This window comes from Mesorhizobium sp. L103C105A0, assembly GCF_000502215.1.
Lineage (GTDB): Bacteria > Pseudomonadota > Alphaproteobacteria > Rhizobiales > Rhizobiaceae > Mesorhizobium.
Genome location: NZ_AYXF01000003.1, coordinates 1 through 22,387, shown reverse-complemented (window position 1 = coordinate 22,387; position 22,387 = coordinate 1). Strand labels below are relative to the sequence as shown.

General features: G+C 58.6%; 19 protein-coding genes and 2 pseudogenes. 15 read left to right on the top strand and 6 right to left on the bottom strand.

From position 1 onward, the window contains the following. Nucleotides 1-87 precede the first annotated feature (87 nt). Nucleotides 88-765 (bottom strand): helix-turn-helix transcriptional regulator, encoded by a 678-nt coding sequence (locus X727_RS153930; RefSeq protein WP_023689781.1) that lies wholly within the window; start codon nucleotides 763-765, stop codon nucleotides 88-90. 254 nt (nucleotides 766-1,019) lie between these two features. Here X727_RS153930 and X727_RS01000000164590 point away from each other — a divergent pair, with 254 nt between their 5' ends. Continuing rightward, a complete protein-coding gene (locus tag X727_RS01000000164590) occupies nucleotides 1,020-2,270 on the top strand; it encodes a PAS domain S-box protein (RefSeq protein WP_245274152.1) in 1,251 nt (416 codons plus the stop codon). A gap of 13 nt (nucleotides 2,271-2,283) precedes the next feature. After that, nucleotides 2,284-2,814, top strand: a complete 531-nt coding sequence (locus X727_RS1000000168965; RefSeq protein ID WP_023753033.1) for a sensor histidine kinase — start codon at nucleotides 2,284-2,286, stop codon at nucleotides 2,812-2,814. Between the two features lie 99 nt (nucleotides 2,815-2,913). Here the strand turns inward: X727_RS1000000168965 and X727_RS153935 are convergent, their stop codons facing one another. Next, nucleotides 2,914-3,591, bottom strand: coding sequence for a response regulator transcription factor (locus X727_RS153935; RefSeq protein ID WP_023670902.1), 678 nt, complete (start codon nucleotides 3,589-3,591; stop codon nucleotides 2,914-2,916). 634 nt (nucleotides 3,592-4,225) lie between these two features. On the opposite strand from X727_RS153935, the gene X727_RS153940 reads away from it, so the two are divergent. The 9 genes from X727_RS153940 to X727_RS153980 all read left to right on the top strand — a co-directional run bounded on the left by X727_RS153940 (nucleotide 4,226) and on the right by X727_RS153980 (nucleotide 14,792). Beyond that, nucleotides 4,226-4,954: an NDP-sugar synthase gene (locus tag X727_RS153940; protein WP_023681041.1), complete on the top strand. Its 729-nt coding sequence runs from the start codon at nucleotides 4,226-4,228 to the stop codon at nucleotides 4,952-4,954. A 49-nt stretch (nucleotides 4,955-5,003) separates the two neighbouring features. Then, nucleotides 5,004-6,155, top strand: coding sequence for a DegT/DnrJ/EryC1/StrS aminotransferase family protein (locus tag X727_RS153945; RefSeq protein WP_023834085.1), 1,152 nt, complete (start codon nucleotides 5,004-5,006; stop codon nucleotides 6,153-6,155). Then, entirely contained in the window at nucleotides 6,152-6,826 is a 675-nt protein-coding gene (locus tag X727_RS153950) for a sugar transferase (RefSeq protein ID WP_023681043.1), read from the top strand. Before X727_RS153945 ends, X727_RS153950 begins: the two co-directional genes overlap by 4 nt. 44 nt (nucleotides 6,827-6,870) lie before the next feature. Continuing rightward, nucleotides 6,871-7,875 carry an SDR family NAD(P)-dependent oxidoreductase gene (locus tag X727_RS153955; protein ID WP_023670906.1) on the top strand — a complete coding sequence of 335 codons (1,005 nt, stop codon included), beginning with the start codon at nucleotides 6,871-6,873 and terminating at the stop codon, nucleotides 7,873-7,875. Then, nucleotides 7,872-9,149 (top strand): hypothetical protein, encoded by a 1,278-nt coding sequence (locus X727_RS153960; protein ID WP_023753035.1) that lies wholly within the window; start codon nucleotides 7,872-7,874, stop codon nucleotides 9,147-9,149. Before X727_RS153955 ends, X727_RS153960 begins: the two co-directional genes overlap by 4 nt. After that, nucleotides 9,136-10,395 carry a polysaccharide biosynthesis/export family protein gene (locus X727_RS153965; RefSeq protein ID WP_023701104.1) on the top strand — a complete coding sequence of 420 codons (1,260 nt, stop codon included), beginning with the start codon at nucleotides 9,136-9,138 and terminating at the stop codon, nucleotides 10,393-10,395. The genes X727_RS153960 and X727_RS153965 overlap by 14 nt, the downstream gene beginning before the upstream one ends. Nucleotides 10,396-10,465: 70 nt before the next feature. Beyond that, a complete protein-coding gene (locus X727_RS153970) occupies nucleotides 10,466-11,380 on the top strand; it encodes a class I SAM-dependent methyltransferase (RefSeq protein ID WP_023834084.1) in 915 nt (304 codons plus the stop codon). A gap of 335 nt (nucleotides 11,381-11,715) precedes the next feature. Further along, nucleotides 11,716-13,428 carry a type I secretion system permease/ATPase gene (locus X727_RS153975; protein WP_023834083.1) on the top strand — a complete coding sequence of 571 codons (1,713 nt, stop codon included), beginning with the start codon at nucleotides 11,716-11,718 and terminating at the stop codon, nucleotides 13,426-13,428. Nucleotides 13,429-13,454: 26 nt separating this feature from the next. Next, on the top strand, nucleotides 13,455-14,792 hold the full coding sequence (locus tag X727_RS153980; protein WP_023834082.1) for an HlyD family type I secretion periplasmic adaptor subunit: 1,338 nt from the start codon (nucleotides 13,455-13,457) through the stop codon (nucleotides 14,790-14,792). Nucleotides 14,793-15,081: 289 nt separating this feature from the next. Here X727_RS153980 and X727_RS153985 read toward each other — a convergent pair whose 3' ends face one another. Next, a complete protein-coding gene (locus X727_RS153985; protein WP_023821907.1) occupies nucleotides 15,082-16,512 on the bottom strand; it encodes a hypothetical protein in 1,431 nt (476 codons plus the stop codon). 481 nt (nucleotides 16,513-16,993) lie between these two features. Between X727_RS153985 and X727_RS1000000166290 the strand changes: the two genes are divergently transcribed. Beyond that, complete coding sequence (locus X727_RS1000000166290; RefSeq protein WP_081726094.1) at nucleotides 16,994-17,464, top strand: aminotransferase class I/II-fold pyridoxal phosphate-dependent enzyme; 471 nt, start codon at nucleotides 16,994-16,996, stop codon at nucleotides 17,462-17,464. A 1,129-nt stretch (nucleotides 17,465-18,593) separates the two neighbouring features. On the opposite strand, the gene X727_RS153990 is transcribed toward X727_RS1000000166290, so the two are convergent. Then, a complete protein-coding gene (locus X727_RS153990; RefSeq protein ID WP_023753040.1) occupies nucleotides 18,594-19,106 on the bottom strand; it encodes a response regulator in 513 nt (170 codons plus the stop codon). 179 nt (nucleotides 19,107-19,285) lie between these two features. On the opposite strand from X727_RS153990, the gene X727_RS1000000168960 reads away from it, so the two are divergent. From X727_RS1000000168960 to X727_RS1000000167880, 3 genes are all read left to right on the top strand, one after another. Next, nucleotides 19,286-19,582 (top strand): ATP-dependent DNA ligase, encoded by a 297-nt coding sequence (locus X727_RS1000000168960; RefSeq protein ID WP_023701099.1) that lies wholly within the window; start codon nucleotides 19,286-19,288, stop codon nucleotides 19,580-19,582. 68 nt (nucleotides 19,583-19,650) lie between these two features. Then, entirely contained in the window at nucleotides 19,651-19,839 is a 189-nt protein-coding gene (locus X727_RS1000000168955) for a hypothetical protein (protein ID WP_245271399.1), read from the top strand. A 37-nt stretch (nucleotides 19,840-19,876) separates the two neighbouring features. Next, the gene (locus X727_RS1000000167880) at nucleotides 19,877-20,122 is read left to right on the top strand and encodes a hypothetical protein (protein WP_023714697.1); all 246 of its coding nucleotides are present in this window, start codon (nucleotides 19,877-19,879) and stop codon (nucleotides 20,120-20,122) included. Between the two features lie 1,339 nt (nucleotides 20,123-21,461). Here X727_RS1000000167880 and X727_RS1000000169795 read toward each other — a convergent pair. Next, a pseudogene (locus X727_RS1000000169795) lies at nucleotides 21,462-21,797 on the bottom strand (hypothetical protein). A 388-nt stretch (nucleotides 21,798-22,185) separates the two neighbouring features. Next, nucleotides 22,186-22,387 (bottom strand): annotated as a pseudogene (locus tag X727_RS1000000168705) (hypothetical protein); the annotation flags it as partial.

Here is a 22,387-nt window from a genome sequence, read left to right as displayed (position 1 = left end):
CCGCCGGCCTTGTGATCTACGCGACAGCGCGCTCAATGCGGGCCGCCGCAGTCTGAATCAAAGCGGATGCAGACAGCAGTCGATTTCTCATGGCAAAACCGAAATGCGCCCCAAAAGAGCCACTAGTTCCGCCTGACGCCTCGTGTCGGTCTTGGCGAACAGCGAGGCGAGCTGAGAGCGGATAGTCGTGCGACTGAGATGCCAGCTGCGGGCGATCTCCAGGGGCGCGTCGCCATGGGCCAGGCGTAGCGCCAACTGCGTTTCCGCGCTGGTCAAACCGAACATCCTTTGCAACGTGCGAGGGTTGGCCGCCGATTTGTTATCCCGGTCCAGCAATGCGACGACGGTTGTCCCGTCCGGTGTAACGACGCCCGTCTCGTTCATGGTCACCGGCCTGTCGCCTCTGCTGTGGATCACTACCCATGAGAGTGAGCCCGGCTGGAGGTGGACCGGAACATTCGCGACCAGCCGCCTCAACCCGGCAGCAAGCTCGACGGCTGTATCAGTTGCTTCGCCCTGGCGTGCGAGGGTGTCCCGAGCGGCAGCGTTCCATTCTATTACTTTCTTGTCTCGGTCCAGGACGAGATAGCCGCAACCCATACGATCAAGCATGCCGGTGATGGATTCCAGGCTGCGTCGTCGAGATCCGCCGACCCTTGCGTCCGGCCGGTCCACAAGGCTTATCGGCCTTTCGTGGCGGGTATCGTTCAATACAATGTATTGCCTGCCTGCAAGCGCATCGTTTCGCGTTTCAATCAGTGTCATCGCTTCCACCCAACCCATTGCTACTGACGCAAATCAAATCTGATGAAGTTGCTGCTTCAACTTGAATTTCCACATACTGCGAGAAATCTGCGAATGGTTTTTCCGCAGCGTCTCTTGGATATATCTTTCTGAAGAGCGCTCCTGACACCATGATTTTATTCGCCGGCAAAGTCATGGCAATCGGGCATTGGGATTAGGTGCCACCCCTTCGGCCTAGTCTCGACGGACTAGACCGAAAGTTGTAGTCTTTGCGCATGGGTTCGGACCTGCGCTGGCTCAAATCGAATGTGTCGAGCACTACGTGGGCTCATCTAGCTTCGCTTTTGGTGTTTGCAGCATCGATAGCATTCGAGGCGATAAGTACGGTATATGGCGGCCAGCCGTTGCCGCTTGTTGCGTTTATCCCCATAACCGTTGTCATCGTGTATCTTGAGGGCCGTTTTGTTGCCATCGCAGCAACGCTTCTGATGGCGGTCGCCGGCTTGTGGATGCGACACCTGTTGGACGGTCACCTCACTGGTCGAGACTGGACCGGGGCCGTCTTCCTTCTGGGTTCGGGTAGCCTGATCGCAACCGTGTTCCACCGCCTGCGACAAGATCTGCACGGCGCGCTCAGGGTGGCAGAAGCGAGGCTCGCTGCCATCGACGCTGCCGCCTTGGGCTTTGCTAATACCAATCGCCATGGCGAACTGCTGCAGTCGAACAGACGGCTTTTGGAGATGACCGGCTACGCGCACAAGGAACTTGCCCAACTCAAGCTGGAGGAAATCATTGTCCCCGACGATCGAGGTACTGTGCGGAAACTTTTGGAAGATTTGGGCAATGGGACCGCGTCGGCTACGGATATCCGCGTTTTGCGCAAGGATGGCACGGCATTCTGGGCTCACCTGGCCCTGTCTTCGTCGCGGCCGGAAGAGGCGCCAAATGAGAGCGTATTCGCGGTGGTTGACGATATTTCCGAGCGACAAGCGGCACGCGAGGCCCTTCGGGCTCAGAAGGAATGGCTCGATCTCGCCGTATCTGCCGGGCGCCTTGGCACATGGCAAATAGACATTGAGGATGGGACAGTCGCCGGCTCCGGCAAGTTCTGGGACATTCTTGGTCTGCCTCCGGCCCCAGTCCGCCGCTTGCAAGAACTCTCGGCCGTAATCCATCCCGTCGACTGGCCGAAGCTGTCCGCCTCGGCAAAGCCTTCATCGGCATTGAACTATGACGTCGAGATTCGTGTCCGGCAAGTGGATGGTCACACACGCTGGATTGCATTGCGTGGACGGCAGGAAGAGCACGGCGACCGCAAAATGCGCATCGGGGTGGCGGCGGATCTGACCGAACGTCGACAAACAACTTTGCTTCGCGCCGCCGTAAAGAGACGCGAGCGCATAATGCGCGAAGAGCGCCATCGGTTCAGCAATGTGTTTCCAGTGATTAGAGCTCTGGTCAACATGATCGATATCCCCGACAANCGAAGAGCGCCATCGGTTCAGCAATGTGTTTCCAGTGATTAGAGCTCTGGTCAACATGATCGATATCCCCGACAATGATGTTGCCAAATACAAGGAGATGTTGATCGATTGGATTCGAACACTGGAGGCGACCCATCGGATCCTTTCTCGTCACGCCAACCTGTCAGGGATGCTCCATGAGCTCGTGGACCGGGAATTGCAGCCCTTCAAGGAGACACGCGACATAACGATCAGTGGACCTTCCCTCACTGTGCCAAGCGGCGCCGCCGAGGGCTTGGCGATGATCCTTCACGAGTTGACGACAAACTCGGTGAAACATGGTGCGCTGGGTGACCCGAATGGCAAGGTCGAAGTTAAGTGGCGATTTGCATCCGAGGACGAAGGTGACGACCTCGTGTTCGATTGGGTGGAATCGGGCCGACGGAAGAGTTCAAAAGTCGTACGCCGCGGGTTCGGGTCACTGATAATCGGTGTGGACAGCACGCCGCTTGTCGGTCATTCCCCGAATATGGAAATAACCGAAGATGGCCTTCGATATTCGCTGCGTGTATCGCGCAAAGAAATTGAGGAATTTGGATTGCAATAGAGCCCCTCCAAGTCGAAGCCGAATTGGCCAAGCAACCGATGGTGTGGGACCTTTGCTGCGATTTCCTGCAAGCAAACGGGCCGGTTCGAGGGGCGTACGTCAACTCGCCTGTCTCGTCAGCCAGCTTTGGAGCAACACAGCTGCTTCGGTACGGTTTCTAACCCCAAGCTCACGCAGCACGGCTGCGGCATGGATTTTCGTTGTCGCCTCGGCAATGTCCAGATTACGGGCAATCTCCTTATTCGAGTACCCCTCTGCCATCAGCTTGAGGACGTCCTTCTGTCTAGACGTCAGCCTAGCGACGTCGCCCGAGCCCTCGTGCCGGCGGCTGGGATTTTGAACCGGAGGTGGGGGGGCATGCGATCTCTGGTCGGCAGACGTTCGAGATAGCAGAGATGGCACATAGATCCGGCCAGCGAGGATTTCGTTTACAGCCAGCACGACTTCTTCGTCGCTCTGCGATTTGACGATATACCCGTGAAGTCCGATCGAAAGCGCGGTCAGTATCTCCGAGCGGGAATCATCCCCGGAAACGATCGCAAAGCGAGTGTCAGGATAGGCAGCCATAAAGTCGCTGAGCACTTCCTGATGGAACAGCCCAGGCATGTTCAGATCGAGGATCGCAAGATCGATGGAAGCCTGCTCCTCTAGAAGATTGACCGCGGCATCGAAACACGAAGCTTCGAATATTTCGGCGCTTGGAATTCCAGCCATGAGAGCCAGCCGGAGACCACGCCGATATAAGCCGTGATCGTCGGCAATGACGATCCGAGCCATGCAACTACCCCAACGCGTTACTCGGTTCCCGACGAGAAAACCCGCTGGAACCTCCCATTCGCCTATGATCGACAATCCGTGGTGGTCCTAAAATGGCGGCCATCCACTGGTCAACGCATCACAGTGATGTCCGCAGCGTCCCATCCACGCACATCCAGAACGTCTAATATAATACTAAATTGCGAAGCTCATCCATAGATTTTTAACCCTGGCGTGCGGTGCCCGTCCGCAAAACGATGCCGGTTTCCCATTTCTGGGTCCAAAGCCAGCTGTTCAGGACCATCGTAATCATGTGGCGTCTGTTATGTCGCCACCCGCTGTCGCCGGACCTGTAGGCCGGTCCGGCCCTGGCGGATCGCAGCTTTCTTGAAAGCAACTGCTTTCGTTTTATCGGCGTCATGATCAGTGCCCAATCGCGCTTCTGTAGGCTGTTGATCTCGTGGCCATCTAATACCTTGAACGTTTTGAATCCCTACCATTCGAATGCACGACGACAGCCGCCCCGGCTGTCACATACCTTTTCGCATATGATGTTCGGATTGCCGCCGAGGTTTGGCCGGATTTGAGGGTGTGCCCTGGCCGGACAATGGAACACCGATCCCGAACAAAGCCAACTGCAGATCAGGAGGATCGAATGAAAGCGGTGATTCAATGTGGTGGGATGGGTACGCGCCTTCGACCGTTTACATCGGTCCTGCCGAAACCATTAATGCCGATAGGGGCCAGGCCTGTTCTTGAGTTGCTTTTGAAGTGGCTGCGGCGCAACGGCATTGAAGAGGTATATATTACGACAGGGTATCTAGGACATTTGATCCGGAGCGTCTGCGGCGACGGATCGCAATGGAACTTGAAGATCAAATATACCCAGGAAATGGAGCCACTCGGCACCGTCGGACCTCTCTCTCTGATTAGGGATGAACTGAACGAAACATTTGTCGTTCTGAACGGCGATGTCCTCACAGATCTAAGCCTGAGCCGGTTTGTAGCCGCGCACCGCTTGCATAGGGATCCCGTTACGATCGCCACGGCATGCCGTCATATCAAGATGGACTTCGGCGTCATCGACGAGATCGACAATACCGTCCAGCTCTTCCGGGAAAAGCCGACGCTTTCCCATCTCGTCAGCATGGGGATTTACTGCATGAACCCAGATGTCCTGCGGTTCATTCCGTCCGGGATCCCATTTGGGTTCGATGACCTGATGCTGCAGATGATGCAGGGCGGCACGACCGTGCATGTTTACAAGCATGACGGTCTTTGGCTCGACATCGGTCGTGTCGATGACTTCCAGAATGCGCAGGCAATTGCCTGGGAAGATCAGTCGTCCTCAATCGAGGTCGCGGCTGCCGCCGCAGCCGCATGAAGGTCTGATGCAGAGGTCTAGCCACTAACAAGGCTTTCAGGAGGTCAAGATGCTCTTGGTGAGCGCCCCGATCCTAGGCGTGCCAGAGAAGGCAGCCGTGTCGCAGGTGATTGATAGCGGCTGGCTTACGATGGGGGACAGGGTACGAGAGTTCGAACAGGCCTTTGCCAGCATGCATGGCGCGCGAGATTGCGTTGCGGTTGGTTCCTGCACTGCAGCGCTCCATCTTCTCCTCCATGCTTTGGGCATCGGCCCTGGCGACGAAGTACTGGTTCCTTCGCTGACGTTCGTGGCGACGGCGAATGCGGTGCTGTATGTAGGGGCGACGCCGGTCTTCGTCGATATCGAGTCCGTCGACGTGCCGTTGATCTCGGTTGCGGAAGCCGAAGCGCGGTGCACGACGCGCACGAAAGCGGTCATTCTCGTTCACTTCGCCGGGTATCTCGCCGATCGGGAACAATGGCAGCGGTTCGCCCGGCTTCGCGGGCTGCATATCATCGAGGACGCTGCGCACGCGCCCGGGCTTAGGGAAGTCGGGACCTTCGGCGCCGCGGCCGCGTTCAGCTTCTATGGCAACAAGAACATGACAACGGCCGAAGGGGGCGCCGTGATTGCACGTGACCCCGATCTGCTCGACAGGGTTCGCCTGGCCCGCGGGCACGGAATGACCACGGGGACGCATCAGCGGCTGAACAGTCGTACGCCGCAATATGATGTCACGATGCTTGGATTCAACTACCGAATGGACGAGATGCGAGCGGCAATAGGCCTGGTTCAGCTGCAGAACCTGCAAGAGTGGAACGAAATCAGGCGTATCATAGCTGTCTTGTACCGACGCCTGATCGCGGACCGTTGCCCAGCTATTGTCATTCCATTTAGCGAACCCCGGACGTCGGCTTACCACATCATGCCGATCGTCCTGCCGCGCTACGCGAGCCGGCAGGATGTCATCGACGAGCTGCGGACACAGGGCATACAGACCACCATCCACTACCCGCCGGTGCACCAAATGACGTTCTACCGCGAGCGCTTTCCCGGCGTGAGTTTGCCCCGAACAGAGGATTTCGCTGAGCGAGAGCTCACAATTCCGCTGCACCCCCAGATCACTTCCGCCGCCGCCGAATCAGTCGTGGCTGCCCTGGCAGCCGCGCTCAAAACAGGCGCGCTCAAAGCAGGCGCCCAAAGAGGAACTGCTGCATGAATGCGTTAGACCCTGCCTTTCACCGGATGTTCGTTCCCAATCCTGATCACGGCTTTGCGAGACGCGCAATCGATCTTGCGGTGGCGGGCATCGCTACCGTCGCATTGGCGCCATTGATGCTGCTGATCGCCGGAGCGCTTCTGCTCGAGGGCGGTGGCTCGATCTTGTTCGCTCAGACCCGCATCGGGGCCGGCGGCCGAACCTTCCGCATGTACAAATTTCGCAAATTCGGTGTGAACTGCGGCTCTCAAGGCCTTGCGCTGACGGTCGTGGGCGATACACGCATGACCACCGTTGGCCGCTTTCTCGCAGCGACGAAGCTGGACGAACTACCGCAGCTGTGGAATGTCCTCAAAGGCGAAATGGCGATCGTCGGCCCACGGCCCGAGAGCCTGGCTTTCGCCGATTGTTTCCGGGGCGAGCTTAGGGCCGTGCTGCAATACAAGCCAGGCCTGCTGGGACCAGCCCAGGTCGTTTTTCGGCACGAAGCGCATTACTTCCCCCAATCCGTAGATCCGATCGTGTTCTACCGGGAGGTCATGTTCCCCGCCAAGGCAACACTGGACCTCTCATATTATCCGCGACGCACCATCGTCTCCGACCTCGCGTGGATGGTGCGGGGAGTGCTGGCAGTGGTCGGTTGGGTTCCGGTACCGCCGATCGACGTTTGAATATCCAAGGGAAGCGTTCCAAACAGCCAAAGGAATGCGCAGTGATGAGCTACAATGGAAAGAAAGTCCTGGTGACCGGCGCGGACGGATTCATCGGTTCGCATGTCACGGAGGCGCTTGTTCGCAACGGGGCAGATGTCACAGCCCTTGCCCTTTACAATTCCTTCGACAGCCATGGATGGCTAGACGATCTGCCGGACACCATCCGCAGCCAGTTGAGGCTCGTCCGTGGTGACGTCCGCGACAGTGCGTTCCTTAACCGGATCATGCGCGGCCAAGCCGCGGTTTTTCATCTGGCGGCGCTTATTGCGATTCCATACTCCTACGCCGCTGCCCAGTCCTATGTGGAAACCAACATCTTAGGCACGGTGAATGTCCTCGAAGCGGCGCGCCTGTGGGAGACGGAGCGGGTGATCCATACCTCGACGAGCGAGGTCTATGGAACTGCCCAAACCATGCCGATCGGCGAAACACACCCCCTGCAGGGACAGTCACCGTATTCGGCGTCCAAAATCGGCGCTGACATGATGGCGGAGTCCTACGCCAGGTCGTTCGATGTCCCTGTGGTCATCATGCGACCCTTCAACACGTATGGCCCGCGCCAGAGTGAGCGCGCCATCGTGCCGACCATTATCCGGCAAGTCCTCGACCCGAAATGTCCTGCGATCATGGTCGGGGATACCAGCCCGATCCGCGACCTGACCTATGTCGAAGACACCGCGACAGCGTTCCTGACCGCAGGTCTCGCCCAGCTCGAGTTCGGCCACGCCTACAACGCTGGCAGCCAACGCGCTGCGACCGTCTCGGACGTATTGGCCATTGTTCTTAATTTGACCGATTGCAAAAAGCCGGTCCGTCGTGATGAAAGCCGCCTGAGGCCGCAAAATTCCGAAGTTCGCGCCTTGCTCGCCGATTCCTCGCGCTTTGAACGCGAGACTGGATGGCGGACACAGACCAGCCTGCGCGATGGGCTGGAGCGAACAATCACGTGGTGGCGCGAGCGCCTTAGTGAAGGCCGGGTACGGCGCGAAGTGGGTTACATGACATGACCCTGGGCGGCCGTCATGCGTTGGCGCTGTTGCTGGCTGCCGGTGCCATATCTCCCAACATCTACGTTGCCGGCGGCCGTCAAAGCAAGGCAGCGGAGGCGGCGGCCACAGCGGTTGTGGACAACCTGCCGGGCTATGTGCACGAAACAAGGGATCCTTGGTCTGGCATGGTTTTCGCACGGATCACCAGACCGGGCGTTCTCGGCCGGGCAGGTGTATGCGGGAAGAAGTACTGCACCCACCGCTACTCAAGCGCACAGGCTTGGAATGCCGACCAGAGCCTGCTCCTGATCGCCAATGGCTGCGGTGGCCTGTGCTTTCTCGACGGACAAACCTACTTGCCTTTGTTCCACCGCAACCGCGCTACCGAATGCGAATGGCATCCCACCGATCCCGAGTTGATGATCTGCGTCGGGGGCCGGCAGATTGCGACATGGGCGCCACGTACCGATCATGAGGACGTCGTGTTTGCCTCCGCAGCGTACTCCAACCTCAAATTTGGACCCAACAAAGGCAATCCGAGCCGCGACGGCAGCCGGATTGCGGTGCGTGCAACGAACAATGACGGCAGAGCGGTGGTCTTTGGCTACGATCTAAAGCTACGGCAGAAATTCCCCGATATCGATCTTGCCGAATTCCCGGGAACAACCGGCTCCTGCTCAATCTCACCACTCGGAATCAACATATTGTGTTCCCAGCAATTACCGGACGGAATCGAAGCGAGTTTCGTCTTCTCCATAGACGGCATATTGCGCCAGAAGTGGATGGAGCACCATCGACCAGGCCATGGCGACATGACGGTCGATTCCGACGGAAGCGAAATCTATGTCGGGATCAGCAAATCGGATCCTGACAAATATCAGGTGATCAAGCGCCGCTTGGCTGATGGCAAGGCTACCTCGCTGATGAAATATGGCGAGGCCATGCATGCGTCACTCAGGTCGCTCGGCAGGCCCGGCTGGGTGTTTCTGAGTTATGGCGGCACGCCAGCCGAACTATCGCAGCACCCGGATTGGGCGCCTTACGCTCAGCAAGTCATTGCGCTGCGTCTAGACGGCAGTGGAGAGGTCCGCCGTGTCGCAGACACGCACAACGCGCCCTTCGACTACTGGAGCGAGACGCATGCCTCTCCGTCTCCAGACGGCACCCAGGTGGTCTGGTCCAGCAACTGGGGCGTGCCCGGTGGCCCGGTATACGATTTCGTTACTCGTGTTGAATGGCCTTTGAAGCCGGTGTTCGACCGGAAGGAGATTGTCGCAAATGACCTTCAGTAGACGATACGTTCTTGGCGCAGTCGTGATGATGTCGCTAACCTCGATGGCTTGCGCAGGCGAGGTCGAGCCCTATCAACTGTCACCTGGCGATACGGTCGAGATAGGAATAGCGCCGATCCCTGATCGGACGCAGCGCGCCGTAGTCCAGATGGATGGCAATATCGCCCTTCCGGAGGCGGGGATGATCATGGTCGCAGGCCTGACGGCGTCTCAATTGCAAAGGCGAATGCAAGAGCTCTTGCCAAGCAAGATTTTTCACGTGCGTCTGACTGACGGGCGGGAGCAGACAGTTACTGTCGAGCCCGACGATGTCACAGCAATCATAGCGGACTATCGCCCGATCTATGTAACGGGCGATGTGCTCACCCCAGGACAACAGGCCTACCGTCCGCTCATGACTGTACGGCAGGCGCTGGCCGTTTCCGGCGGCTTCAGTTTTTTGCGATCACGGGCGGGCCAGGCCGGGCCTGATCCGGTCGATCTCAAGCGCGATTACGAAATGCTCTGGGGAGATTACACGAAAGAATACCTTCACGCTGCCCGCATTCGCGCCGAGCTTCAGGGCCAGGCGGATTTCGACAAGAAGACACCACAGGGATCACCTCTTTCGCCGAGCGTTGTAGCCGCGATGGCTCAGGCTGAAGCAGAGGCGCTAAAGGTTGCGCTGAGTGATTTCCGGCAAGAGCAGGATTTTCTGGAGAAGGGCCGGACGGACGCTGCCGAGCAAATTGGCGTTTTGCAGAAACGCGAACGAGTCGAGGGCGAGAGCGTGAAGGCGGATGAGCAAGATTTGGCGCGAGTGACGAAGGCATTCGATGCAGGCAATCTGACCAACACCCGGCTCGCGGATGTCAGGCGCGCGTTGCTTTTATCTTCAAGCGGCGCGCTTCAAACCTCGGTCGAACTGATGAGGGCGCGGCGCCAGCAGGAGGACTTTGTCAGACAGCACGAACGCAACGACAATCAAAGGAGGATTGGCCTGCTGACGGATCTGAAGGACACCAACGCCCGGCTGGCGGATGTCACCGCCAGGCTCCATGCCGCCAGCGAGAAGCTGCAGCCGACCGGAGCATCCACACAGCCATTGCCGATTGCCGGCGAAACGGTACGGGCCCAGGTGACCATCGTGCGCAAGATCGGCAATGAATGGCGCAAGCTGTTGGTTGACGAAGATGCGATTGTGCTGCCGGGGGATACTCTCGAAGCCAGATTCAGCAGTGAACTGCAAAGTGTGGCAGTCCAATAGGGCGTCAGCGCAGTCCGTGCGGAGCTTACTGTTCTATCGGGGGGGCAACCCAATTGAACGGAGATCCAAGGTGAGGCGCATTTTCAACCAGGGAGCGACCCTGACACCCTCAACGAACGCGGATCAGATGACGCAGTCTGCAAGTTATGCTTCCCATATGCCGTCAGCGCGAATTGTGCGGTCCAGGTCGCGCGCCGGTGAGTCCGGAAATTGGCAGGAATTTACGTCCAGCAAGGAGAGCAATGCGCAGGGCGGCTGGGTGTCGGACGGCTATAGGACCAGCCATTGCGCGCCCGGCTACGGCCTACATTACAACAAAACGCACAGTTCCGGCTATTATGGCGCGCTTTGGGAGAACATCGAAAAGCCCCTGATCCTCAACGTTCTTCGCCCCTTGAGCGGAGCGAGCCGAAACTGCCTCGATTTCGCATGCGGAACAGGTCGCATCGCCGAGGTAGCCGCCGGCCTCTTCAGCGAGGTGGTTGGCGCCGACGTTTCCAGAACTATGCTCGACAGCGCTCAAGTACCGCCCAATGTGAGTTTGCGTCACGTCGACGTGACAAGGGAGCAGTTGGGTATGACGTTCGATGTGGTAACCGCATTTCGTTTTTTCCTGAACGCAGAGGATGAACTGAAATGGCATGCACTGAAAGTGATCAATGAGCACCTTAAAGATGGCGGGCGGCTTGTGTGCAACGTTCACATGAATGCGACGTCGCCCGTCGGCCTGGCGTGCCGGCTGCTCAATCGAGTGTCTCGACGCACCATTCGCAACACGCTGAGCGCAGCGAGGTTCAAGGCCCTCCTGACTGCCTCGGGATTCACCGTCGAGCAGACGATACCGTACGGTTACCTGCCTCGGCCGGGAAACCTGTTGCCAGGGTTCTGTGAAATGATGATGCAGCCTGTCGAGAAGGCCTGCAGAAGGCTTTGCGTTCCTGGCCAGCTGGCGCAACACTTCCTGGTTGTTGCGAGGAAGCGCTAAAGCGCGAAAATGCCCCGAAAAAGGGCAGGGGGTGGTTTTCTTGGGCCGCTCCGCCCGGCATGAAGCCCCGCCCAAATACCATGGAACGGCAGTTTTCCCCCGATTTGACATGTGGGTTCCGGGTTTCTGAGGGCAGCGCCACGATTTTGCTACATTTTGACTAAAGTCCAAGCATGTTAGTGGGGCGTAATATTAGAAGGCTAAGGGGATACGCTCCTGAACAGCAAGAGATTGTCGGTGCCCAGTGGGGCCAGTGAGCTTGCGCAACGATCTCTCACGGGAGGTCGAAGCCTATGAACCCTGGTGGAAGGAGTTCGTCGGATTTGCGAGGCGCAATGCTTGGGACCGTGCCTGGCCTGGTAGGCGTCGCCGTCTTCTCGGCAGTCATAAACCTTCTCGCCCTGACCGGCTCGGTCTATATGCTGCAAATTTACGATCGCGTTTTACCTTCGCAGAGCGTTCCGACGCTTGTCGGGTTCACGATCGGAATGCTGGGTCTTTACGCTGTCTACGGGCTGCTGGATTTCGTGCGGCTGCGCCTGCTGGTTCGAGTGGGCAATCGTGTCCATAGGAATTTGAAGCAGAGGGTGTTCGGCCTCTCGCTGTCCTTGCCGCTCATTGGCGGGCAGGATGCGAACCGGATACAGCCCCTCCGTGATCTCGATCAGTTACGCGGCTTCCTTTCCGGAATGGGGCCGACTGTTATATTCGACGCTCCGTGGATTCCATTTTACCTGCTGATCATCTATTTCCTGCATCCTGCGCTCGGTCTGTTGTCCACAAGCGGTGCGATCATTGTCGTGCTGCTCACGGTCATGGCGGAAGTTCTTGGCCGCACATCGGTGACACGCGCGTCCGAGACGCTGGTGTCGCAGCGCAATCTCGCCGAATCCGGACGCCGCAACGCGGAGGTCGTACGCGCGATGGGCCTTTCCGCACGGCTTGCCCACCGCTGGGGCGAGATCAATAACGCATATCTGAGGCACCAAGAGAAGCTTTCCGACGTCGTCGGCGCCACCGGGGCACTCTCTAGGGCACTGCGTTTGGCCTTGCAGTCCTGCGTTCTTGGACTGGGTGCCTACCTGGTGATAGGAGGCGAAGCCTCGCCAGGCGTGATCATCGCATCCTCCATCTTGCTGGGCCGCTCATTGGCTCCTGTTGACGCCGCTATCGCGAACTGGCGAGGCTTCGCCGCGTTCCGGCAAAGCTATTCGCAACTGGCAACGGCCCTGGCCGCTTTTCCTGACCGGGACGAACATATGGAACTTCCGCGCCCCCAAGCGGAGCTTGCGGTCGAGGACCTGACTATAGCGCCACCGGGCCAGCAAAAACCGACGGTAGCCAATGTCAGCTTCCGCCTGGCTGCAGGGACGGGAATGGCCGTTGTCGGCCCGAGCGGTTCTGGCAAAAGCACGCTTGTGCGCGCGCTGGTGGGCGTCTGGCAGCCACTTCGCGGCACGGTGAGGCTGGACGACGCCTCGCTTGACCAATGGGACCAAGAACACCTTGGCGCACATATTGGCTACCTGCCCCAGGACGTCGAACTGTTTGATGGAACGGTTGCCGACAACATTTCGCGATTTGGCGGGAAGGGCGACGCCAAGGGCGTGCTTGCAGCTGCCAAGGCAGCGGGCGTCGACAAAATGATCCTGCGATTGCCGAACGGTTTTCAAACACGCATGGGCGAGGGAGGAACAGCCTTGTCGGCTGGACAGCGGCAACTCGTAGGGCTTGCAAGGGCACTTTACGGCGATCCGTTTCTTGTCGTTCTGGACGAGCCGAATTCAAATCTGGACGTCGATGGCGATACCGCCTTGGCCGGTGCGATCCTGGCAGTGCGCAGACGTGGAGGCATCGTCATCGTAGTTGCGCACCGTCCTTCTGCCCTTACCAATATCGACAGGGTACTCGTAATGTCCAATGGGATGCTTCACGCCTTCGGCTCACGCGAGGAGGTCCTGGCCAACGTCATCCGCCCCTTTGCTGCGCCTGTTGAACGCCCGGCAGCGGCCGTCGCGATGCACAAAGGGGTGAGCGGTCATGCATGAGGGATATTTTTTTGTCTGAGGCGACGATGGCTCCATCGGCCCCGATCGGCAATGGGAGCCGGCGCAACGCGATTTCGGGCACGCGCGATGGAATCGGGGCCAACCTGATCCTGGGTGCGGCGGTCACGGTTATGTTGCTTGCCGGCGGCGGGCTCTGGCTCGGTCTGACCAAGATTGCTGGCGCGGTAATTGCGCCGGCGACCGTGGTGGTCGAGAGCAACATAAAGAAGGTGCAGCATCTGACGGGCGGCACGATAGGTGGCATCTTCGCGCAAGACGGGGATCATGTACGGGCCGGCGATGTGATGGCACGGTTGGACGACACACTGACACGGGCCAATCTGCAGATAATTAGCAAGGATCTTGATCGGGCAACGGTTCGGCTTGTGCGGCTGGAGGCAGAGCGGCAAGGCCTGTCGGAGATGCAGCTTCCGTTCAGCCTTCAAGCGCGAATGGGCGAGCCGGAACTGGCTGCCTTGGTGAACGGTGAGCGCACGCTGTTCGAAAGCCGCGCTACGGCCCTCAACGGGCAGAAGGCACAGTTGCAAAGCCGCTCAAAGCAACTCGAACGCCAAGTTGAGGGCCTCAAGGCGCAACAGACCGCGGAAGAACAATCCGTGGTCCTGCTGGATGGCGATCTTGTCGATGTACAGGCGCTTTTTACAAAGAAGCTGGTGTCCAAAGAGCGACTTAGCAACATCAGACTGGATGCCACCCGGGCGCACGGAGAATCAGGGCGCCTCGCGGCGGCGGTTGCCGAGGCGCAGGCCAGGATCAGCGAGACCGAACTGCAGATACTTCAGCTCGATGAACAAAGGCGTAGTGACGTAACGAGCGAACTTCGTGAAACGGAAGCCAAGCAGACCGAACTCAGCGAGCGCAAGGTTGTGGCACAGGACGAACTGGCCAAAACCACCATCCGCGCTCCGCAATCGGGAACGGTACAGGAATCTTCCATTCACACGATCGGCGGCGTGGTTGCCGCGGGCGAGGTTCTCATGATGATTGTCCCTGACACCGGCAACCTTGTCGTCGACGCGCTGATTGCGCCGTCGCGCATAGATGACGTTCGTCCAGGTCAGCGGGTCTCGATCCGGTTTCCGGCTTTCGACGCCGGCACTACGCCTGCCTGCCAAGGGTCTGTCAAGCGCATCTCGGCGGACCTGATAAAAGATCAACAGCGCCAGCTTTCTTATTTCTCGGCGCGCATCAATGTCGAAGACAAGTCCACCTGTCTGACCGATGCCAAAGTGCTCAAACCCGGTATGCCAGCGGAGGTTCACATAAGTACGGACGAACACAGCGTCTGGTCTTATCTGCTGAAGCCGCTTACCGACCAGATGTCGAGGGCTTTCCGGGAATGACATGGCGGCTGTGAGCGGTCGACCGCGGGAACACGGCAGGCGTGCTTGCTGACATATTAGGGTAGGCGACGTGATGCCACAGGGGTGACGCCTGCGGCCGACGCGCGAGGCTCGTCTGGGACATTGTCCCGGCTACAAGGATGCCCCAACAGGATTTTCCTGGCCGCCTCACCAAGTCCTGCCCCGACAACAGCGTTAGTGTCCTGTCATCTTTTGCGCAACAAACAGCGCATACCGTTCCACGATCATCGACATGGGCAATTGCCTCACGAGGAGAGGTTCTTTGCTCCTACGACGCGGCGAGGGCCCTGCGGCGGACACGGCGTGCGGCATGCACCGTTCGGTCTGCAGTCACCGCTACATTTGCCACGTCAGATGTATGCGGCAAGGCGTTCGCGCTTCCATGCGACCTCTTGTAGGGCAGCAATTCCCTGACCCGAGCATTGACCGAGGCAATCTCGACCCGCAAGTCCTCGCATTCCTGCCGTCTCACATCGAGTTCAATCTGATCGGACGCCTGCTGCATGGACAGCTGTGCAAAATCTGCGGCGATCTTGGAAAGGTTCACCTTGTTGGTTTCGGCCTCCTCGGTGAGTGCGGCCAACCTTTCGTCGGTCACCTGTTTTTCGGCCAGGGCGTCGCTCCATTGTAGCTGGAGCCTGGCGATCTCGGCCGCGGCCTCGTTGTTTGCGTTTGAGGCGAGTTCGAAGCGCGATTGGAGACTTTGAATTTCTGAGCGCAATCCTCGGTTCTCAGCTTGGCAGCGTTTAAGCTCGCCATCCATGTCCGCCTGCATAATCCTGGCTGCTTCGGTCACCTCCCATAGCTTCGCCTGCGCAACCTCGAGTGAGGTGTGCAACTTGATTGCCTCTTTTTCGCTCTTGCCGAGCGCACTCAGCATTTCGGAATTTCGCGCAGCTTCGTTGGCATGGATCGTGGAGAAGGCATCCAGCCTATGCCGTGCCTCTTCCTCCCGCTTCATGGCCTTTTCCAGGTCAATAGACAGGCTCACATTCTTTTCACGCAGCTGTTTGTTCTCTCGGGAGCGCCTGTCGGCCTCGACATTTGCGGCGGCAAGCATGTTCGTGAGGTCGCCAAATTCCGCTTCGTTCTTTGTGGTGGTGTTCGCCGCTTCGACCAGCTCCAGCCTTGCCGCGGCCAACGCGCCACGGAGCACTTCACACTCCTGAACAAGGCTTGCCTGGCGCTGCTGCAATGTCTCGACGGTGCCTTGACGCTCACAGTACCGTCTGTTCAGGTCATTGAGTGTTTCCGACAAGTTCCTTTGATCTGCGATCAGATTTTGATTCGCCAACTCCAGTTCGTTGGCACGGAGAATGTCCGCGTGAAGGATGTGAAAAAACTCGGACGTCAGTTGACATGTGCTTGTAATTTCGGAGATTTTTGCGTTGATCTCCTCGAAATGGAGCTTGGCATCGTGGAACAAGCCGTTAAACGAGCTCACGGCAGCAATTCGGCTCTGCGTATGTGAGGTCATCCGATGCGCTGGTATCGGCGAGCTATCATCGTCGTCGCCGGCACCGTCCTCGCTTGGTACGCTGTCATCCTGTTCGTTGTTTTCGCCTGCCATGTTTGGCACGTCGGCGACATCCTCCAAATCGAGGCACTGGTCGACAGCGTTAGCCAAGTCAGCTTCGAGATCGTCGAACGACCTCTCCACATTGTCCTCGGCGCGTCTGATCAAATCCCTGAACTTCATGACTTCATCCCCTGCAGCCGCATGCCCGGACCATTGAGGCACGAGGACTGAGATGCTTTTGTATCGAGAGCTCAACTCAGCGTCTTCGTTCAATCAAACGATGCCAGGGCGCCGGCGCCGCGAGGAGCCGAGAGCTGCGATCGGAAGGCCCTACATCGGTCTAGGTGCCTGCTGACTTATTCTTGAGGACTGCGCGGCTCCCCTTCTTGCCATCGTCTTGGCGTCAATGGTGTGTTGCCTGGGCACATTAACAACTCAGGTGCAGAAGCCCCGACGAACGGCCCGGCACAGCCTCTTGTGGGGCGCATCAGGCGGCCGGGCCTAACCGGCGGTTGAGTGTTTTGGTTTGCCGGCTGACTCACCATGCGACATTGGCGAGGCAAGCGCATCATTCGAACGAATTGGGGACCGGCCGCCTGGCCGCTCAATCGCACTAAGCTTCCGTTGCCGGAGCTGGCGACGAGGTGCTTTGCCTTGAGCCTTGGTATCTACATACGAAGCGGCAATACGCGCCGATGGAGCAGTGGTCCGACCCGTCAAACTATCGCTGCAAAATGCGCGGCGGAAGGCATCCGAGGATATTCTCCGTTCAGCGGTAGGAGATCGAACGCGGGCGATCTTGCTGAACTCCCCAAACAATCCCGGCGGATATGTGTTCGGCAAGGAGGATCTGGAAACCATTGCCACATTTGCCGAGCGGCACAATCTATGGATCATCAGCGATGAGGTTTACCGCAGCACAGTGTTCGACGGCGAGTTCCTCTCAATAGCATTCAGTCCCGGAATGAGAGAGCGGACGATAATTGTGAACAGCCTGTCGAAGTCTCATGCAATGACCGGCTGGAGGCTAGGGTGGACGCTTGGGCCGGTCTCGGCATCAGTTCATCTGGAAAATCTTGCGCAATGCATGCTCTTCGGATCGCCGACCGTATTCAGGATGCCGCAGCGGTGACTCTCGATGAGGCGGTGACGCAGAGATGCGTTTCTTTTCGGACGCCCTTCTGCCGTTGATGTTGACCAATGCTGTGCGGATGTTCGCCGGGGATATGCGTGAACCTTATCGTCCGCTGCGGCGCTCAATTTGCTTGGGGTTCTTGGAACCGTTCCGAACTTTCTCCTTGCGCCTCCGATCGAGTTGCGCGTGCTCATGCGGGGCGCTGAGGTGTCTCGATCCGCAGTGGCGCGGCCATTATGCGACGATCAGCTTAGTTGAAATTTGTCCCCAGCGGACGGGAACGACGCTTGGCCATGTTAGTTGATGTGAATGGAGCAGCTAAGAAAAGATCTGGCATTGCTTACGCGACCCGGCTTCTGGATAGCTTTCGGCATTTTGTTGCTGCTTTACGGGATTCAGGTCTTTTTTCTAATTCGGGCATGCCAATGCCTTTAGCCTGGAACATCGATACCCCTAGCTGGAACGCGGTCTGTCCATCTCCCGGCGGCTGCGCCGATAGCGTTGATCAACGATATATTCATTTATAAGCCTGCTATTCCCGGGGATGCCGAGGTTGGCAGCGCCTGCATCGTTGACTACGCACGTGGCGCTCCCCTCAAGGTAGGTGGTTACCATTCTCGCGCAGCCGGTGAGCATTGGAGCCCGCACTGTGTTGGACGTGCGCTCATGCGTCGGGAAATTTCTTATAGACAGGGGAGGGTCTGTCAGGCTGGAAAATCACAAGCTGCCCCGCGAATGAGGAAGCAAAAAAGGTGCAAGACCAGATCGATTTCTTCCAGGCAACTCGGTCCTCGCATCATCGCCGATCAGCGGCCGTACCGTCGAGAACCAAAATGCGCACGATCTCAGCCGGTCGGCTTCGACCAAAACATGCGGACTACCGGACGGGGACAGTCGGTGCCGCGTCCCATCCTGTGGCCGGCGCTATGCTGACGCTCCTACGGTATCCCGTTCACCGCCCGCGCAGGAGGGCGAATTTCCTCCGTCCTGCGCGCGACAACCGTCCACTGTTGCGGCCGCACGCAGGACTGCGGCTTATACGCCGTTCTTCCTTTGAGCGGCGTCCAGTTCGCAGGGCTAAATCACCATTGGTATGCAGACGAGCCTCTCGGCGTCTGGACAGAGATCAATTGCGCTTTGCACCAGGGTTCCTGGATCGTAAGCTCCAAACACGCTGCAGTCGCCTGATATGGTCCACTACGTTGGCCGGCTCATACGGCTTCGCAAGGTGCGGGCCTTCCTGACAAAGGTCGCCCGCCGCGATCGCAGTTCGTTCTACTGCGGCGGAAAGCACTATTTTGACCTCGGGCTTGTTCTCGCGAACCCACTTCGACAGTTGGAACCCGTTCATGTTGCCCGGCAGGTCAACGTCACACAAGACGGTGTCGACACCGAACTCCGCATAGTTCAACGCTTGTTGCGCCTCACGTGCGAAATGGGCCTCAATCACCCTGTAGCCACAGTGGCGGAGATAGTCCGCGATGACGCATCGGGCGATGACGTCGCCGTCAACCACGAGGATCGTTTGGCTCTGTTGGTTCGGGGCTTCCATTGACGGAGAACGGTCAGCAACCGGCAGGGTTCCACGCATCATGACCTGCGCGGGATGCCGACCGAAGATCGCGGCGAGATCCTGCACGAAATGATCCCTGCCGGCGGGCGCATTCAATTCAGCGGAGCGATGCCGCACTGGTGACGCCGTCTACCACCTGGTCGACGAGACGGGCTAGAAGACATGGTCTCGAAGCTCAAGGGCAGCCCATATCGCAGCGGCAAACGAGCGCTTGGCGCAAGATCAAGTGCTTTGAGGAAAAGGAAATGCAAATCATCGGTGCACAGCGCGAGCGCGGCAAAGCTACCCAGGTGATCATCGCTGAAAAGGGCCTCTATAAAGGCGGCGCACTCGTCAACTTCAGTGCCGATGAGCGGCAAGCGCTTTGGGATCGCGTCCAGGGCAAGGTTGGCGGCCCGGTCCCGAAGGGGCATAAAAAGGACAAGGCCGAGTGGCTGAAGCCCGGACTGGTTGGCTGGGTCAAGACCCTCAAAGGCGAAGAGAAGCTGGGGCACGCAAGGCTGCTGGATTTCCGGGAGGATGATGCAAATGGCCATGCCTAAGAAAGATCAGGAACGCGCCACCTACGCTTGGATGTACGGCGCCCAAGCGCGCAAGGATGGCAAGGAGCGTGAGGTGCCAGCTGGCTGCAGGGCTTGACGGTGTGGCGATGGACGGTTTTGGCAAGACCAAAACCGTCAACGACGAGATGGAGGCCGAGGTCGACGAAGCCGCCGTCGAGCGCCCCGACGAATACCATTTGGTGTATGAATCTGTACGGTCGTTTTTGATTGAAGAAAGGGTTTCGGCGGGCCTATAAAGATTGCGTTTACCATTGCCTTTTTTGGGAGGATGCGATGGTTGCAACGCCCATAGATATCGCTCAAGCGGCCACTGCGACTACGGCTACCTTGCTGAAGTGGCAGAAGTCCATGGAGGAACGCGCCACGTTTCGCCAGAACATGGATCAATCGCGCAGGGCGATCCAAGCCTCACGCGAACTGCTGAAGCGCCTTCGCCAACGTCATCGCGACGAGATGTCGGAAAGTTCGGAAAATGCCGACCCGTCTACTGCGCCGATATCGCAACGCGCCGGCAGCTAGCGGGAGGCGACCAGAGCCGATGTGATGGGGAAAGTTTCACTGGCCGTTCCTTGGGTGGGCAGGCAAGTTAAACTTTGTCAACGAGCGGCCTTTTTCGCGCTCGCGGAAGCGCCACGTTGCTTTCGACCAGGCGCACGTGCTCGGCGTCGACAGTCACCAATGGCCGGAGGCTGACGGTTACCTTGTCCCCGTCGATGCGTGTGACAGGGCCGATCAATTCCNTCGACAGTCACCAATGGCCGGAGGCTGACGGTTACCTTGTCCCCGTCGATGCGTGTGACAGGGCCGATCAATTCCATATGCTGGCCAATCACAGCCTTCCAAGTCGAATCGACAACAGAATGCGGGAAGTCGTAGGAGGGGATCGTCACGCTTATGCGATCGGGCGTCACCCGGCCGCGCACAATCGCCGTGACTGCGACCTCGTCGCCAACTTTGATACTTCCCCGAGCCATGCCCAAGACTTTGGAGCAGCCGGCGCCGGCGTCAAGATGAGGGGGAGCTAATAAAACCCCTCCGCGCCGCGATTGTGGCGCAGGGCGATCCGATCGCCGCCAGCGACTTAGCAGACCAATTGACGACAGCGGCCGAGAAGCCTGGCATCCCTGCCGACCAAATCAACGGCGAAATCGAAAGCGTCTTCGAACTGCTCTTAGAGGTGATGCGGCGCGAGAGTTGCGCGAGGAGAACCAGCCCGGAGGCTTCTCCGGGGCTGTGCCGGTCCTGTCCCGTTCCAGCGGATGAACTGCGCCTTCTGACCGGTGACCGTCTCAATCGACTTCAACAGGGGTCCATGGGCCTCAGGTAGAGCTTGGCAGTGCTCCCTGTGGTACGCCAGGAGCGGCCCGGCGATGCTCTTGTGCAGCGCTTCGGCTGCCGCCAGGAAGCGCTCGATTTCAGCCCGGGAAAGCTGTTCGGAAGGTTTGTTCTGGCCATTGGCGCTCTCCATTGAGGGCGTCGCCGCAACGAGGACCATAATTCTACATGCCAGGCCGTCTGACAAGCGCCTCGCCGGCCTTACCCGAAGGAAGACGCAGGGCCACGGCGCCAAGCGGAGCCATCAGGAGCAACCCGCAAAGATGAGCAACGGCAGGCCCGGCGACCTCCTTTGGCACACGGGACAAACAAGAAGGGCGCCGAGCCTTACCGGCGCTGCTTTGTGAGGGAGACGACGCCGGATGATGAGAGTATGCGATCGTGCTAATCTCTGCGAACCATGCGAATGAAGGAAAGCCGCGTGGCAGTGCCAATCAACGACGTTGAGACCAAGGTCGGCGGGTGCGATCAGGTTCGGACCATGATGACGGGCTGGTGGGCCTACATGGTGGTGGCTACCGCGCTACCGCCTTGCTTTGCGCCAGCCGGCGGCCCATGCCTCTGCCTCGCTGCACAGCCAGCGCTCGCTGTACTGAAACTGATCGTCGTCTTCCAGTAATGCTCCTGCCCTGGAACGTGATAAATCGCTCATCGGTACTGGTGGAAATGTTGCCCTTGATATCGCAGGCTCCCCGCGCCGGCCGTGCGGGTGCCACTCAGCCAGCCAGCTGGGATGAGCCGGTCAGGGAACCATCACCAGCGCCGGCAGATATTGCCGTCGCCACATCCACCGCCGCTTTGCGTTCTTGCGCCAGCGGTCGGCCTGATCCGCACCTTGATGATGCTGGACTTTGCCCACGCCCTCTCCCCCGAGTGCAGAATGCTTCCAAAGCGGTAGCGAGTCCCGACCGGAACATTAGCGCCGACTAACGGTTATTTCGGCAGTGTTCCGAACCGTGATTGGTAGAGCGTTGGTGGCGTTTCATCTTGTCTATTTTTCCGGCCTGACGGCAGACCAGCTGCTAGGCAGCGCCGTTTCTATGATAGTGTGTTTGCTGCTTTATCACGCTCTAGCTACGGACCCCTAACTGATGGTCCACTTCCCGGCTACCCGGCAATCGAAGCTCGCGCGACGTTCCCGACTTTTTCAGCATGATGAGAAGCGCCTCTAGGATTTGTTGTGCGCCCGTAGCCAGTGCCCATGCATTCGCGACGATCTCTTGCTCACGCTCTGTCATCCCGCCCTCCTAAAATATGTGGTCGGAGCGTGCTTTAGAAAGCTTCGCCCCAGCAGGGGCGTGCTTGACGATTTCGGCGAACAGAAAAAGTCGCCGGCTCCGCCCGACCAGGCCGGGATGGTCGTTGGGAAATTTGTTGACGGCGCTCGTGTTCACCTCACGTCCAACGCGGTTGAACTGCAGCTGACCGTCGATGTCGTGGCTGAGAACG

Excerpts from the sequence above, each read along its gene's own strand:
- X727_RS153930 (WP_023689781.1), bottom strand. The coding sequence starts at position 765 with ATGACACTGATTGAAACGCGAAACGATGCGCTTGCAGGCAGGCAATAC.
- X727_RS1000000168965 (WP_023753033.1), top strand. The coding sequence starts at position 2,284 with ATGATCGATATCCCCGACAATGATGTTGCCAAATACAAGGAGATGTTG.
- X727_RS153935 (WP_023670902.1), bottom strand. The coding sequence starts at position 3,591 with ATGGCTCGGATCGTCATTGCCGACGATCACGGCTTATATCGGCGTGGT.
- X727_RS153940 (WP_023681041.1), top strand. The coding sequence starts at position 4,226 with ATGAAAGCGGTGATTCAATGTGGTGGGATGGGTACGCGCCTTCGACCG.
- X727_RS153945 (WP_023834085.1), top strand. The coding sequence starts at position 5,004 with ATGCTCTTGGTGAGCGCCCCGATCCTAGGCGTGCCAGAGAAGGCAGCC.
- X727_RS153950 (WP_023681043.1), top strand. The coding sequence starts at position 6,152 with ATGAATGCGTTAGACCCTGCCTTTCACCGGATGTTCGTTCCCAATCCT.
- X727_RS153955 (WP_023670906.1), top strand. The coding sequence starts at position 6,871 with ATGAGCTACAATGGAAAGAAAGTCCTGGTGACCGGCGCGGACGGATTC.
- X727_RS153960 (WP_023753035.1), top strand. The coding sequence starts at position 7,872 with ATGACCCTGGGCGGCCGTCATGCGTTGGCGCTGTTGCTGGCTGCCGGT.
- X727_RS153965 (WP_023701104.1), top strand. The coding sequence starts at position 9,136 with ATGACCTTCAGTAGACGATACGTTCTTGGCGCAGTCGTGATGATGTCG.
- X727_RS153975 (WP_023834083.1), top strand. The coding sequence starts at position 11,716 with ATGCTTGGGACCGTGCCTGGCCTGGTAGGCGTCGCCGTCTTCTCGGCA.
- X727_RS153980 (WP_023834082.1), top strand. The coding sequence starts at position 13,455 with ATGGCTCCATCGGCCCCGATCGGCAATGGGAGCCGGCGCAACGCGATT.
- X727_RS153985 (WP_023821907.1), bottom strand. The coding sequence starts at position 16,512 with ATGAAGTTCAGGGATTTGATCAGACGCGCCGAGGACAATGTGGAGAGG.
- X727_RS1000000168960 (WP_023701099.1), top strand. The coding sequence starts at position 19,286 with ATGCAAATCATCGGTGCACAGCGCGAGCGCGGCAAAGCTACCCAGGTG.
- X727_RS1000000167880 (WP_023714697.1), top strand. The coding sequence starts at position 19,877 with ATGGTTGCAACGCCCATAGATATCGCTCAAGCGGCCACTGCGACTACG.